This is a genomic window from Oceanospirillum linum (assembly GCF_001995095.2).
Classification (GTDB): Bacteria; Pseudomonadota; Gammaproteobacteria; order Pseudomonadales; family Halomonadaceae; genus Oceanospirillum; species Oceanospirillum linum.
In genome coordinates this window covers 132,600-145,969 of record NZ_MTSD02000006.1, presented here as the reverse complement: position 1 = coordinate 145,969, position 13,370 = coordinate 132,600, and the positions used below count along the sequence as shown (strand labels likewise).

Below are 13,370 nucleotides of genomic sequence, written 5' to 3'. Positions count from 1 at the left end.
TATCTCTCTGGAAACAAAAAAACCGGCCTAAGCCGGTTTAAAAATACAGATCGGGCTTAACCCTTAATGCGATACTCCGCAGAGCGAGCATGTGCCGTTAAACTCTCCCCACGAGCCAGAACGGAAGCAATCTTACCCATCTCAGAGGCACCATCTGCCGAACACATGATCAATGATGAACGCTTCTGGAAGTCATAGACCCCTAAAGGTGATGAAAAACGCGCGGTTCCCGATGTAGGCAAAACGTGGTTAGGCCCTGCACAATAATCACCCAGAGCTTCCGCTGTATAGCGTCCCATGAAGATGGCTCCGGCATGACGAATCCGGCTTACAACCGCTTTGGGATCTTCAATGGAAAGCTCAAGATGTTCCGGAGCAATGCGATTCGTCACCTCAATCGCTTCATCCAGATCCTTCACCTGAATCAGGGCCGCCCGCTCCGCCATAGAAACCCGAACAATAGGCTCACGCTCAAGTGTTGGCATCAGCTTCTGAATGCTGGCCTCAACCTGATCGATAAAATCTTTATCCCAGCTCACCAGAATAGGCTGGGCATCTTCATCATGTTCTGCCTGAGAAAACAGATCCATGGCAATCCAGTCAGGGTTCGTTTTACCATCGCACACCACCAGAATTTCAGAAGGGCCCGCAATCATATCGATACCGACAGCACCAAAAACCATGCGTTTGGCAGTCGCTACAAAGATATTACCAGGCCCGACGATCTTATCGACCCGAGGTACTGTTTCGGTGCCATAGGCCAGAGCGGCCACTGCCTGAGCACCACCAATCGTGAAAACACGATCAACCCCTGAAATACAGGCAGCGGCTAAAACCAACTCATTCAGCTCACCATGAGGTGTAGGCACAACCATGATGATCTCTTCAACACCTGCAACTTTAGCCGGAATCGCGTTCATTAGCACAGAGGACGGGTATGCAGCTTTGCCACCGGGCACATAAACACCGACGCGATCCATCGGCATAACCTGTTGCCCTAACAAGGTGCCATCTTCTTCAGTGTACTCCCAGGAACCTTGACCCTGAGCTTGCTTCTCGTGATAAGAACGCACACGCTCTGCGGCACGCTCCAGGGCTGCCCGCTGCTCTGCCGGCAGGCCATCCAGTGCCTGCTTAAGGCGCTCCTGAGTCATTTCAAGACTGGAAAAATCCTCCACATGCAGATGATCAAAGCGCTCTGTAAATGCCATAACCGCTTTATCACCCTGATGCTTAACCTGATGCAAAATATCAGTCACCGCTTCATTTACAGCGGTATCAGAAACTGACTCCCAGGCAAGCAAAGTATCAAGTTGTTGGGAGAAATCAGCTTGGGAGGAAACAAGACGTTTTACAGAGACGTTCGATGACATAGGGATTTTCCGGTTTAAAAAAGACTTGAGGAAAAATAGCCGGAGGCAGACGCTAACCTCCGGGGAAAGCACAGGGTAAGCTAAAAACTGAACCCTGTTTACGTCTTACCCGTTAACGGCAGAACGCAATTGCTCGATAATAGGCTGTATGAGCTGATGCTTCATTTTCATCGCGCCCTGACTAACCACCAATCGGGTGCTGATGGGTGCGATATCTTCACGGGCTTCCAGACCATTGGCTTTCAATGTGTTGCCGGTATCTACGATATCAACAATTTCATCGGCCAGATCCATGATAGGTGCCAGTTCCATGCCACCGTAAAGTTTAATCAGGTCAGCCTGAACACCCTGTTCAGCATAATACCGTTTGGCAACATTGATAAATTTAGTCGCGACACGTATACGACCTTCCGGTCGTTTTTGCCCCTTCATACCTGCCGTCATCAGACGACAGCGGGCAATATTCAGATCCAGTGGCTCATAGATACCCTTGGCACCATGCTCCATCAGTACATCTTTACCGGAAACGCCCATATCAGCAGCCCCCAGTTCAACATAGGTCGGAACATCCGTGGCACGAATAATGATCAGTTTCACATGATCCAGATTGGTATCGAAAATCAGTTTCCGGCTTTTACGGACATCTTCCAGCGGATAGATCCCTGCCTGCTCAAAAAGCGGCAGAGTCTCATCAAGAATACGCCCCTTTGACAGAGCGATAATCAGTTGTTGTGGCTCTTGCGATTGGCTCATAGTAATGAATAAAACCTGTTAGCTTGGGATTCGACGGATCTTAGCACCTAAAAGCTGCATTTTTTCTTCAATGCATTCATAACCACGATCAATATGATAGATACGATCAACAAGAGTATCACCATCCGCAACCAGACCCGCAATAACCAGGCTTGCAGATGCCCGCAGATCTGTTGCCATCACAGGAGCTCCTTTTAATCGTTCAACACCATTGATGATTGCAGTATTTCCCTGAACATCAATTTTCGCCCCCATACGCAGCATTTCCTGAACATGCATATAACGGTTTTCAAAGATGGTTTCCGTAACACGGGAACTGCCTTCAGCCACTGCATTCATTGCAACAAACTGAGCCTGCATATCTGTAGGGAAAGCGGGATAAGGTGCAGTACGCAGATTAACCGCTTTCGGGCGGTTACCGTTCATATTCAGCTCGATAAAACCTTCGCCGGTTGAGATGTGCGCACCCGCTTCTTCAAGCTTCAGCAGAACAGCATCCTGAATATCAGCCCGGGTATCTTTAACCCGTATACGCCCCCGTGATGCGGCGGCGGCTACCAGATAGGTGCCGGTCTCAATCCGGTCAGCAACCACGTCATGCTGACAGCCATGTAGTGTCTCGACGCCCTCAACCACAAGACGATCCGTGCCTAAACCTGAAATATTGGCCCCCATCGCAATCAGACATTCAGCCAGATCGGTCACTTCCGGTTCACGGGCAGCATTTTCGATGACGGATATTCCATCAGCAAGACAAGCTGCCATCAGGATATTCTCTGTACCTGTTACCGTCACGGTATCAAATAAGATGTTGGCACCTTTCAGGCGGCCATCAACCTTAGCTTTGATATATCCATCTTCAACTAAAATATCAGCACCCATGGCTTCAAGGCCACGAATGTGGAGATCGACGGGACGACTACCGATCGCACAACCTCCGGGCAGAGATACCTGAGCCTCACCGAAGTGCGCCAGCAAAGGACCTAAAACCAGAATGGAAGCTCTCATGGTGCGAACAAGGTCATAGGGAGCATGGCAATTGCGGATCGTTCTGGCATCCACTTCAATACGCATTTTCTCATCGACAACCGGCTCAATCCCCATGCAGCTGAGCAGCTCAATCATGGTCGTGATGTCGTGCAGGTGTGGCAGGTTACCAATGCGCACGGGCCCTTCTGCTAAAAGAGTGGCAGCTAAAATAGGTAATGCTGAGTTTTTTGCACCGGAAATACGGATGTCGCCATCAAGTGGGCGACCTCCGGTAATAAGTAGTTTATCCATCTGCGATCCGTAATAAATGTGTATGCGATTAACCTACGCGGAGTTGAGCGGCATCTTTCCATTGCTCAGGCGTAAATGTGCGAATCTGAACCGCATGAACATCGCCGGACGCAATCAGGTCATTCAGACCAGAATATACATATTGTTGTTTTTTTACTGGGGTCAGAGAAGCGAACACTTCACCAATAACAACAATCTCAAAGTGACGACCATCGTCACCCTGAACAATTACTTCGCAGTCAGTCAGTTTGCTCTCTAAAGTTTTTTGCAATTCGCTGGCTTGCATTTTTGTCTCCGCGTTTGGGTTAAGCGCCATCTGATAAAGAGATGAGCTTTGGTGATGACACACGCTTGATAAAGCTAAGAGGACAATATTATTAGAAAAGAGGACAAAAGGCGATTTTTGCCCCTAATCATTTCAGATGAACACTATTCACAACAGCGGTGGGGGCGCTCAAAAGAAAGGTGACCGGAAAGACCCGATACCGCGATAATCCGCTCAAGAAGGTCTGGTACTCCCGTGAAATGAATCGCTTTATCAGCCCGACAGGCAGCTCGCAGCCAACACATCATCAGTGAAACCGCAGCACTACCCGATGCATGAACACCAGAAAAGTCCACTTCAATACTTTCAGGCCCTTCCACTATCAGAAGTTCACCCTGTTTCCGCAGTGGTAAAATTGTTGAAAAATCCAACACACCACTCACCTGTAACACTCCAGACGGGCTAGTGACGATGGTCGCTCTCTGGTTCTTTTCTGCACACGGCTTCATCGTTACTCGCTCGCTTCTTCAGCGGAATCCCCTGAAATGACAGAGGCAGAATCACTTTTCAGCCAGTTCTCAATGACATAGTCAAAATCGCGGTTATGGGCCTGCATTGCACTATCAAACTGATTGCGGAATGTCAGTCCAAGATTAATACCGTTGACCGTTACATTGGTAATACGCCAGAGGCCATCATTTCCTTTACGCATGGAGTAGATAATAGGGTAAACGGTTCCATCAACCGCCACTATTTCCATCTCCACCGTATCACGGTCAGGGTCACGGGATGGCCCTTTGGGCTCCAACACCCGAATCTCTTCATTGGAAAAAGCCAGCAGTCCTTTAGCATAAGTCCGGATCATACTGCCCTTGAACACATCCAGAAACCGGCGACGCTGATCCTTGGTCGCAACCCGGTAGTATTTAGCCATTACACCTGCAGCAAAACGACGCATATCGATAGCAGGCGCCAGAATTTGCTCAACATTGTCATAAAAGCGCTGAGGGTTTTCATCGTAGTAGATACGAGCTTCTTCAATAATACCCAATAACTCATTGGCCGTTCGGGTTACCACGTCTTTTGGTGTTTCGACAACCGCTCTGGCAGGCATAACCACAGCAAGCACCAGAACTACAGATGCCAAAAAACCGAATATAGATCGCTGCGTCAGCATAATTTAACTCTTTAGATTTATCTTATTTCCGGAAAGAACCGGATTTATATGTGAACCGATGGTGCTTACTCTTTACCCATACTGGAAAGGAATTTTCCAATCAGATCTTCCAGCACGAGTGCTGGCTGAGTATCCCGTATCTCACCGCCATCAGCCAACATCTCTTCTTCCGCACCGACAACCAAGCCAATGTAGTTCTCCCCCAAAAGCCCGGAGGTAAGAATCATAGCCGTTGTATCCGTGGACAACTTATTTCGCATACTGTTATCAATTTTCAGTGTCACTTTGGCATCATACCACTGTGAATCGATTTCCACGGCGGAAACACGGCCTATGGTAACACCCGCCATGGTAACTTTAGCTCTGGGCTTCAAGCCACCAATGTTATTGAAGTGAGCATAAACCGTATAAGCGTTTTTATCATCGCTACTCAGGTCAAGTCCGCTGACCTTAAAGGCCAGAAGTAATAATGCCAGAGAACCTGCGATGACAAAGCCACCCACACTGATCTCGATCCAACGAGTTGTCATATCAAAAATCCCCAAACATTAATGCAGTCAAAACAAAGTCCAGCCCCAATACTGCCAGCGAGCCATGCACCACCGTTTTAGTCGTTGCACGACTGATACCCTCTGATGTTGGCTCCAGGTCATAGCCCTGAAAAACAGCGATCCAGGTCACGACAAAAGCAAAGACAACACTTTTAATCACACCATTTAAGACATCATGAATAAAGCTAACCGAGGCCTGCATATTACCCCAGTAGGAGCCTTCAAAAACCCCAAGCCATTCCACACCAACCAACATGCCACCCCAGACACCAACCACGCTAAACAAAATACACAAAAGCGGTAACGCGATAATCCCGGCATAAAGGCGCGGTGCAATAACCCGCTTAATCGGATCGACACCGATCATTTCCATACTGGCTAATTGCTCTGTTGCTTTCATCAGACCGATCTCTGCTGTGAGGGCAGAGCCGGCACGTCCCGCAAATAGTAATGCAGCAACAACAGGACTCAGCTCACGAAGCAGCGTCAGTGCAACCATCTGCCCCAATGCTTCTTCAGCGCCAAAATCTACCAGAATAGAATATCCCTGAAGCCCAAGAACCATACCGATAAAAAGGCCGGACACGCCAATAATGGCGATGGATAAAACCCCTGTTACATAGACCTGCTTAACCAGGAGTCGGAAATTTTTCAGAACATAGCCAACCCCAAAAAGCGCCGCTATCAGAAGCTGTGCTGAACGGCCTAACCCGGCAACAACGGAAAGCACTCTATGACCTATATGTTGCAACCAATCCAGCATTACACTGACACTCCACTCTTACCGGCGAATAGAATATCCTCAGCAAAATCACTCGCCGGATACCTGAAAGGCACCGGACCGTCCGGCAACCCCTGTATAAACTGTTTTACTTCAGCCAGGTCACTTTTAAGAATCTCTTCAGGGGTTCCTTCCACCAATACCTGCCCACCGCTCAGCACACAAACATGGTCCGCAATACTCAGACACTCATCAATATCATGGGAAACAAGCACTGTTGTCATATTAAGTGCATCATTCAGCTGACGAATCAGTTTCACCAAAACCCCAAGCGTTATAGGATCCTGCCCTACAAAAGGCTCGTCATACATCATAAGTTCAGGATCCAGCGCAATAGCACGAGCCAGAGCTACACGTCTGCCCATACCGCCCGAAAGCTCCGAGGGCATTAAATCACGGGCACCACGCAGACCAACTGACTCAAGTTTAATCAGTACCAGATCCCGTATCATATCGTCTGGCAGTGACGTATGAACCCTCAAAGGAAAAGCAACGTTTTCAAAAACACTGAGTTCAGAAAAAAGTGCACCACTCTGAAAAAGCATTCCCATTCGCTGACGAAGTTCAAACAACTGCTTACGGCTCAACCCCGGCACTCCGAGACCATCAACAACAACATTACCCTGATCGGGCTTCAGCTGCCCCCCTATCAGGCGAAGCAAGGTGGTTTTACCGGTTCCGCTGGGCCCCATAATAGCGGTGATCTTCCCTTTAGGTATACGCAGACTCAGATCTGAAAAAATCGCACGCTTCTCACGCAAAAATGTGAGCCCGTTGATCTCAACCAAATTGGCAGTATCAGACATATTAAATAAGAAACCCTGTACGAAATGTGCAATTTTAAGAAGGCTGAACTTTACCGTAGAGGGCAAAGAAATACAGCTTTCATATTAATCAGTATCGTTTTATTGATCACTTTATCAATTTATGCATCCCTCTTTCATTACAACTCTATACGCAGGTTTCACAATTTCAGACTTGCATTCGGCCACCGTAACTTCTTTAATTGCCCCCCCCGACACTTAACTGAATTAAACAGGCCTTATGATTCCCGAAACACTCCCCTTTTCAATAGCTGCTTTGATTATTGGCTTAGCTCTGCTGGTTTGGAGTGCCGACCGCTTTATTGCCGGCGCCGCTGCAACAGCAAAAAATCTTGGCATGTCACCTATGCTGATAGGTATGACTATAGTATCCATCGGGACTTCTGCGCCTGAAATACTGGTGTCAGCTATCGCCGCTATCGGAGGTAATCCGGGACTTGCCGTAGGTAATGCCCTTGGCTCAAACATCGCCAATATAGGTCTTGTGCTCGGTATTACAGCATTAATTGCACCTCTGCCCATCAATATGAAACTGATGCGTAAAGAGATTCCCTTACTGCTTGGTATTACACTCCTGGCAGGAGCCGTCATGATCGACGGTCAGATCACCCTTGTTGACTCTCTGATTCTGGTGGCTGCTCTGGTGCTTAGTCTGCTGTGGTTATTTAAAGGTGACTCTGATTCGATGGCAGACCAGGAGGAAGAGATCCCGGATATGCCCCAGGGAAAAGCAATTTTCTGGCTGCTGCTGGGTCTGGCACTTCTGATTGGCAGCTCACGCATGCTGGTCTGGGGCGCCATCAATATTGCAACATCTTTCGGCATCAGCGATGTCATTATCGGCCTCACGATTGTTGCTATTGGCACCAGCCTGCCTGAATTGGCCGCAAGTGTTGCCAGTGCACTTAAACGTCATCATGAAATCGCCCTAGGTAACGTTGTTGGCTCAAATATTTTCAATCTGCTTGCTGTATTGCCGGTTCCGGGTTTCTTTGCAACAGTGGTTATTGACCCAGACGTGATGGGGCGCGATTACCTCACAATGGCAGGTCTTACCCTGCTGGTGGCCGCTCTTATCGTTATTATGCGTAAAAAAGGCAAGCTGAACCGCCTGGAAGGCGGCATTCTGAGTCTTATTTATATCGGTTATCTCTATACCGTTTATCTGGCTGCAATCTGACGGAGACCTCTTCATGCATGACTATATCACCTCCGCACAGCGAACCATTAAACTGGAAGCCGAAGCTGTTACTGCTCAGGCCCGCCACCTTGATGCAAACTTTACGAATGCCTGCGAACTGCTGCTAACATGCAGCGGCAGAGTTGTTGTCACTGGCATGGGGAAATCCGGCCATATTGGGAACAAAATTGCCGCTACACTGGCCTCCACCGGTACCCCTGCTTTTTTTGTTCATCCCGGTGAAGCAAGCCATGGTGACCTGGGCATGATCACCCGTGGGGATGTTGTTATCGCCCTGTCAAACTCCGGTGAAACCTCAGAAGTCACGACTCTACTTCCACTTCTGAAGCGTCAGGCAATTCCTTTGATCAGCATTACCGGTTCAAAGAGTTCGACCCTTGCAAAGTTCTCAGAAGCCCATCTGTTTATTGATATAAAACAGGAAGCCTGCCCATTAGATCTTGCGCCAACGTCCAGCACTACAGCAGCGCTGGTCATGGGGGATGCATTGGCTATAGCGCTTCTTGAAGCCAGAGGGTTCAGTCCGGAGGATTTTGCATTTTCTCACCCCGGTGGCAGTCTGGGACGCCGCTTGCTTCTGAAAGTAGCCGACATCATGCATACCGAAGACCGCCTGCCACTGGTCAAAACAGGAACAGTCCTGCAAACAGTTTTACTGGAAATAACCCAAAAAGGGCTCGGCATGGCAGGCGTTGTTTCTGAACAGGGCCAGCTGTCCGGTATTTATACCGATGGTGATCTTCGCCGGACGCTAGACCAAGGTTTAGATATCCACAGGGTCATCGTGGATGATGTAATGACGGCTAGCCCTGTAACCGTTTCAGCAGAACAGCTTGCAGCTGAAGCCGTAGAAATCATGCAGCAGAAAAAAATTAATGCACTCTTAGTGACAGATACTGAGGGTCGCCCTGTTGGTGCTCTTAATATGCATGACTTGCTGCGGGCAGGCGTTATTTAAACCGGTCGTCACTCAGGCCTCGCGTGATTTAAATCTCTCACGTGACTTAAATCCAGGTATAAAGCCCTTCTGTCATAGCACAGAATTCAGAGCCATTTTTGGAGCTTCTTATGTCATATATCGACACACCCAAAGATAAAGCCCGTTCTATCCGCCTTCTGGTACTGGACGTCGATGGTGTGCTCACGGACGGTAGCCTTTACTTTCATGCCGATGGCAGTGAGAGTAAGGTATTCAACAGCCTTGATGGTCATGGCATCAAAATGCTGCAGGCCAGCGGTGTTGAAGTTGCAATTATCACCGGCCGACGCTCTAAGATGGTTGAGCTGCGGGCTCAGGCGCTGGGAATTAAAACGTTATTCCAGGGCCGCGAGGACAAATTGGCAGCCCTGAAAACAATAAAAGAGAATAAGCGCCTGGACTGGTCAAAAATAGCCTATTGCGGCGATGACCTGCCGGACCTTGCTGCAATCAAAGCCTCTGGACTGGGTATTACCGTGCCCAATGCGCCTGAATATATGGTTCAGCATGCGGACATGTGTACCAATCGAAAAGGTGGGCAGGGTGCCGTTCGTGAAGTTTGCGACTTCATCATGCAAGCGCAGGGAACCCTACAGGACGCTCTCGATTACTATATTCTGGGTTGCTGAAAATGCTATTTGGTAAACGTCTGAAAAAACGTTTTATCAGCCTTATTGGTCTTATGGCTCTGGGCGTTGCAGTACATTTCCTTGACGTACAACGCCCTCAGTCTTTTGACCTGTTTTCCGATCTGCCTGATGCCCCATCTGAGCCAGACTACTATACGGTTAACAGCACCTTTCTGGAGTATAACGCCGATGGTGTACTAAGTCGTTCACTCAGGAGTGAACGCCTGCTGCACTATCCTGATATTGAAGAAACGGCGCTGGTCAACCCTGAGATCATCAGTTATGGAAGCACTGGTATGCCTCAGTGGCAAGCGATGGCCAATTCTGGTTTAGTCGAAGGTGACGGCAGTCATTTTCAATTAAATCAAAATGTTATAGTCTGGCAGATATCGGCAGAAAACCTGTCAGATGCTACGATTGAGGCTCCTGTTGATATGCAGCTGAGCACGGAACAGCTGAATATTGATATGGACAAAAACCAGGTAACAACAGACAAGGCCATCAAGATTATCACTCAGGAAGGCATGACTTCCGCCATAGGCTTATTTGCTGATCTGACGACCAACCAAATCACGCTAAAAAACCAGGTCAAAAGCCTTTATCAGAAGCAAAGCCTGCCCCTGATCCAAAGAACTAATGTACCGGAATCACAACAGGATAAATAAGCATGGCACAACCTATTCGTCATTTATCCCGTTTCTTTACTAAGGCATTCTATCGGCTCTTACTGCTGATCATGACAGGTCTTGCATTTACACCTGCATCAGCACTGGAAAATGACGCCCAACAACCCATCAGCGTATTAGCACAAAATGCTGAGTTTAACCCTGACCAAGGCACCGCTATTTACACAGGTAAGGTTGAAATAGAGCAAGGTAGTCTCAGGGTTAAAGCCCATAAAGTAACTGTTTATCGCAGATCAGACGGCGAAATTGACAAAATTATTGCCGAAGGCCTCAATGATCGCGTTTACCTGCAGCAACAACCTAAGCCAGAAGACCCTATTGTTAAAGCCTATGCGATGAAAATTGACTACCTTGCATCACAACAGCAGGTTGAGTTAACCCATCAGGCTGAGCTGGAAAATGGCCAGGACAGCTTCAGCGGTGAACGTATTCGTTATCACCTGCAAAGTAAGCGTATTCAGGCCTGGGGACAGAATAAAACACAAAATGAACAGTCAACGGATGGCCGGGTAAAAATCATTCTGTTTCCGGGTGAAGGTGAGCAGGCACAATGAAAACACTGAAGGCCGGTCATCTGGCAAAAAGCTATAAAAAACGCCAGGTTGTCAAAGATATCAGTCTTGAGGTTAACCAGGGTCAGGTTGTCGGTTTGCTGGGACCAAATGGCGCAGGTAAAACGACATCCTTTTATATGATAGTCGGCTTAGTTCGCTCCGATGCAGGATACGTTACGCTGGACGGAGAGGATATAACACCTTTACCCATGCACGGTAGGGCACAGAAAGGGGTTGGCTACCTACCTCAGGAAGCCTCCATTTTCCGTAAACTCTCTGTTGAAGACAATATTCTGGGTATTCTGGAAACCCGAAAAGGCCTCACCAAAAAAGCGCGCAAAGAGCATTTGGAACGCCTGCTCAACGAATTTAGTATTACTCATATCCGAAAAAGCCTGGGAATGAGTCTGTCTGGCGGTGAGCGCCGCCGGGTTGAAATTGCCAGAGCGTTAGCCACAGAGCCCTCGTTTATCCTGCTGGATGAACCTTTTGCCGGGGTCGACCCTATTTCAGTGAATGAGATCAAGTCGATTATTCGCCAGCTTAAGGCACGAAATATTGGTGTTCTTATTACCGATCACAATGTTCGTGAAACCTTGGATATCTGTGAGAAAGCCTATATCGTCAGTGCAGGACAAATTATTGCCGAAGGCGATGCAGCTAATATCATGGATAACCAACAGGTCCGGGATGTCTATCTCGGGAACGAGTTCAAGTTATAACCACTTTGGGAATAAGCCGTAACCTATGAAACCGGCCTTACAGCTTAAAATTGGTCAAAGCCTGACCATGACACCTCAATTGCAACAAGCGATCCGCTTGCTGCAGCTGTCGACACTTGACCTCCAGCAAGAGATTCAGGAAGCCCTGGAATCAAACCCTATGCTGGAAGTTGAGGATGAATTTAACTCAGGTAGCGATACTGAGGGCAATGCTGACAGCAACAAAGAGGAGCAAAGTAAGCCTGAAAGTGAAGGCAATACCTCTGCTGAGTCCCAGGAGTCAGAACTGGAAAGTTACACCGCCACCGCTGAAGATAGCTGGCAGGATTCCATACCTGAGGATCTTCCCGTAGATAGCGGATGGGACGATGTATACCAGGAGAGTCTCTACACACAGTCATCCGCCCCCAGCGATGATGACGGTTCATACCTGGAACAGCGTGGTGTTGTCACTGAAACTTTGCAGGACCATCTGCTATGGCAGCTTAATCTGTCTGGTCTCCCTGCCGGGGACCGTATGATTGCTGAAGCTATTATCGACAGTATAGACCCTGATGGCTACCTGTCCTCTCCTATCGAAGAGATCTACGAAGGTCTGCAAAGCAGAAGTGAACTACAATCCGGTGAATACGAACTGGAAATAGAAGATGTTCAGGCTGTACAAGGCTATATTCAGAGTCTCGATCCTATTGGCTGCGGAGTAAAAGACCTTCAGGAGTGTCTTCTGGTTCAATTGGAAACACTGGATACCAGTGCTTTTCTGATGGAAAAAACCCGTAAGCTGATTACACTGTACTTAGACCTGCTGGGCAGTCGTGACTTCACTCAGCTGATGCGTCGTCTGAGGGTCAAAGAACCTGAACTGCAGGAAATTATTGCGCTGATTCGCAGCCTGAATCCCAAACCAGGTTCATCGATCTCAACGGAACACGCAGAATATATAGCGCCGGATCTGTTTGTCACCCGGGAAGAGGATCACTGGAAAGTCGACCTGAACCCCGATATTGCACCTAAGATCAGAATTCACGGGGCATACTCAGGGCTCATCAAGCGCGCAGATAATAGCCGCGATAACACCTTTATGAAAAACCAGCTCCAGGAAGCTCGCTGGTTTCTGAAAAGTCTGCATAGCCGTAATGAAACCCTGCTTAAGGTAGGCATTGAAATTGTTAAGCGTCAACAGGCATTTCTTGAGATAGGCGAAGAGGGGATGAAACCCCTGGTTCTGCACGACATCGCAGACGCCATTGGAATGCATGAGTCAACGATATCCCGGGTAACGACACAGAAATATATTCATACACCTCGTGGGATTTTTGAACTGAAGTACTTTTTCTCAAGTCATGTCGGCACAACAGCTGGCGGAGAAGCCTCTTCCACAGCAATTCGGGCTATGATTAAGAAAATGATCGCAGATGAGCCTCCCAGGAAGCCCTTCAGTGACAGCAAGCTCGCTAACATGCTGGCAGAGCAAGGTATCAAGGTTGCAAGACGCACTGTTGCCAAGTACCGTGAAGCAATGAATATACCGCCATCAAATGAACGTAAGAAATTGATTTAAAATCAATTTAGAAAAAACGCTTTGCAAATACCT

16 protein-coding genes are annotated in these 13,370 nt (G+C 48.1%); 7 read left to right on the top strand and 9 right to left on the bottom strand.

Annotated features, from left to right (window positions below; all coding sequences use genetic code 11):
• Positions 1–56: 56 nt before the first annotated feature.
• From hisD to BTA35_RS13355, 9 genes are all read right to left on the bottom strand, one after another.
• Entirely contained in the window at positions 57–1,373 is a 1,317-nt protein-coding gene (hisD, locus tag BTA35_RS13395; protein WP_078320315.1) for a histidinol dehydrogenase, read from the bottom strand.
• 105 nt (positions 1,374–1,478) lie between these two features.
• Positions 1,479–2,126, bottom strand: coding sequence for an ATP phosphoribosyltransferase (gene hisG, locus BTA35_RS13390; protein WP_078320314.1), 648 nt, complete (start codon positions 2,124–2,126; stop codon positions 1,479–1,481).
• A gap of 18 nt (positions 2,127–2,144) precedes the next feature.
• Positions 2,145–3,407, bottom strand: coding sequence for a UDP-N-acetylglucosamine 1-carboxyvinyltransferase (gene murA / locus BTA35_RS13385; protein ID WP_078320313.1), 1,263 nt, complete (start codon positions 3,405–3,407; stop codon positions 2,145–2,147).
• 28 nt (positions 3,408–3,435) lie between these two features.
• Entirely contained in the window at positions 3,436–3,693 is a 258-nt protein-coding gene (locus BTA35_RS13380; RefSeq protein WP_078320312.1) for a BolA family protein, read from the bottom strand.
• A 143-nt stretch (positions 3,694–3,836) separates the two neighbouring features.
• Positions 3,837–4,181 (bottom strand): STAS domain-containing protein, encoded by a 345-nt coding sequence (locus BTA35_RS13375; RefSeq protein WP_078320311.1) that lies wholly within the window; start codon positions 4,179–4,181, stop codon positions 3,837–3,839.
• 2 nt (positions 4,182–4,183) lie between these two features.
• The gene (locus BTA35_RS13370; RefSeq protein WP_078320310.1) at positions 4,184–4,849 is read right to left on the bottom strand and encodes an MlaC/ttg2D family ABC transporter substrate-binding protein; all 666 of its coding nucleotides are present in this window, start codon (positions 4,847–4,849) and stop codon (positions 4,184–4,186) included.
• A gap of 65 nt (positions 4,850–4,914) precedes the next feature.
• Entirely contained in the window at positions 4,915–5,379 is a 465-nt protein-coding gene (mlaD, locus tag BTA35_RS13365) for an outer membrane lipid asymmetry maintenance protein MlaD (RefSeq protein ID WP_078320309.1), read from the bottom strand.
• 1 nt (position 5,380) lies between these two features.
• The gene (gene mlaE / locus BTA35_RS13360) at positions 5,381–6,163 is read right to left on the bottom strand and encodes a lipid asymmetry maintenance ABC transporter permease subunit MlaE (RefSeq protein ID WP_078320308.1); all 783 of its coding nucleotides are present in this window, start codon (positions 6,161–6,163) and stop codon (positions 5,381–5,383) included.
• A complete protein-coding gene (locus BTA35_RS13355) occupies positions 6,163–6,987 on the bottom strand; it encodes an ATP-binding cassette domain-containing protein (protein WP_078320307.1) in 825 nt (274 codons plus the stop codon). Before BTA35_RS13355 ends, mlaE begins: the two co-directional genes overlap by 1 nt.
• A gap of 238 nt (positions 6,988–7,225) precedes the next feature.
• Here BTA35_RS13355 and BTA35_RS13350 point away from each other — a divergent pair, with 238 nt between their 5' ends.
• The 7 genes from BTA35_RS13350 to BTA35_RS13320 all read left to right on the top strand — a co-directional run bounded on the left by BTA35_RS13350 (position 7,226) and on the right by BTA35_RS13320 (position 13,337).
• Positions 7,226–8,185: a calcium/sodium antiporter gene (locus BTA35_RS13350; protein WP_078320306.1), complete on the top strand. Its 960-nt coding sequence runs from the start codon at positions 7,226–7,228 to the stop codon at positions 8,183–8,185.
• Positions 8,186–8,198: 13 nt separating this feature from the next.
• Positions 8,199–9,164, top strand: a complete 966-nt coding sequence (locus tag BTA35_RS13345) for a KpsF/GutQ family sugar-phosphate isomerase (RefSeq protein ID WP_078320305.1) — start codon at positions 8,199–8,201, stop codon at positions 9,162–9,164.
• Positions 9,165–9,274: 110 nt separating this feature from the next.
• Entirely contained in the window at positions 9,275–9,814 is a 540-nt protein-coding gene (locus tag BTA35_RS13340; protein WP_078320304.1) for a KdsC family phosphatase, read from the top strand.
• A gap of 2 nt (positions 9,815–9,816) precedes the next feature.
• Positions 9,817–10,479: an LPS export ABC transporter periplasmic protein LptC gene (lptC, locus tag BTA35_RS13335; protein WP_078320303.1), complete on the top strand. Its 663-nt coding sequence runs from the start codon at positions 9,817–9,819 to the stop codon at positions 10,477–10,479.
• Positions 10,480–10,481: 2 nt separating this feature from the next.
• On the top strand, positions 10,482–11,054 hold the full coding sequence (gene lptA / locus BTA35_RS13330; protein WP_078320302.1) for a lipopolysaccharide transport periplasmic protein LptA: 573 nt from the start codon (positions 10,482–10,484) through the stop codon (positions 11,052–11,054).
• Positions 11,051–11,776, top strand: a complete 726-nt coding sequence (lptB, locus tag BTA35_RS13325; protein ID WP_078320301.1) for an LPS export ABC transporter ATP-binding protein — start codon at positions 11,051–11,053, stop codon at positions 11,774–11,776. Before lptA ends, lptB begins: the two co-directional genes overlap by 4 nt.
• Positions 11,777–11,801: 25 nt before the next feature.
• Complete coding sequence (locus tag BTA35_RS13320; RefSeq protein ID WP_078320300.1) at positions 11,802–13,337, top strand: RNA polymerase factor sigma-54; 1,536 nt, start codon at positions 11,802–11,804, stop codon at positions 13,335–13,337.
• Positions 13,338–13,370: the final 33 nt, after the last annotated feature.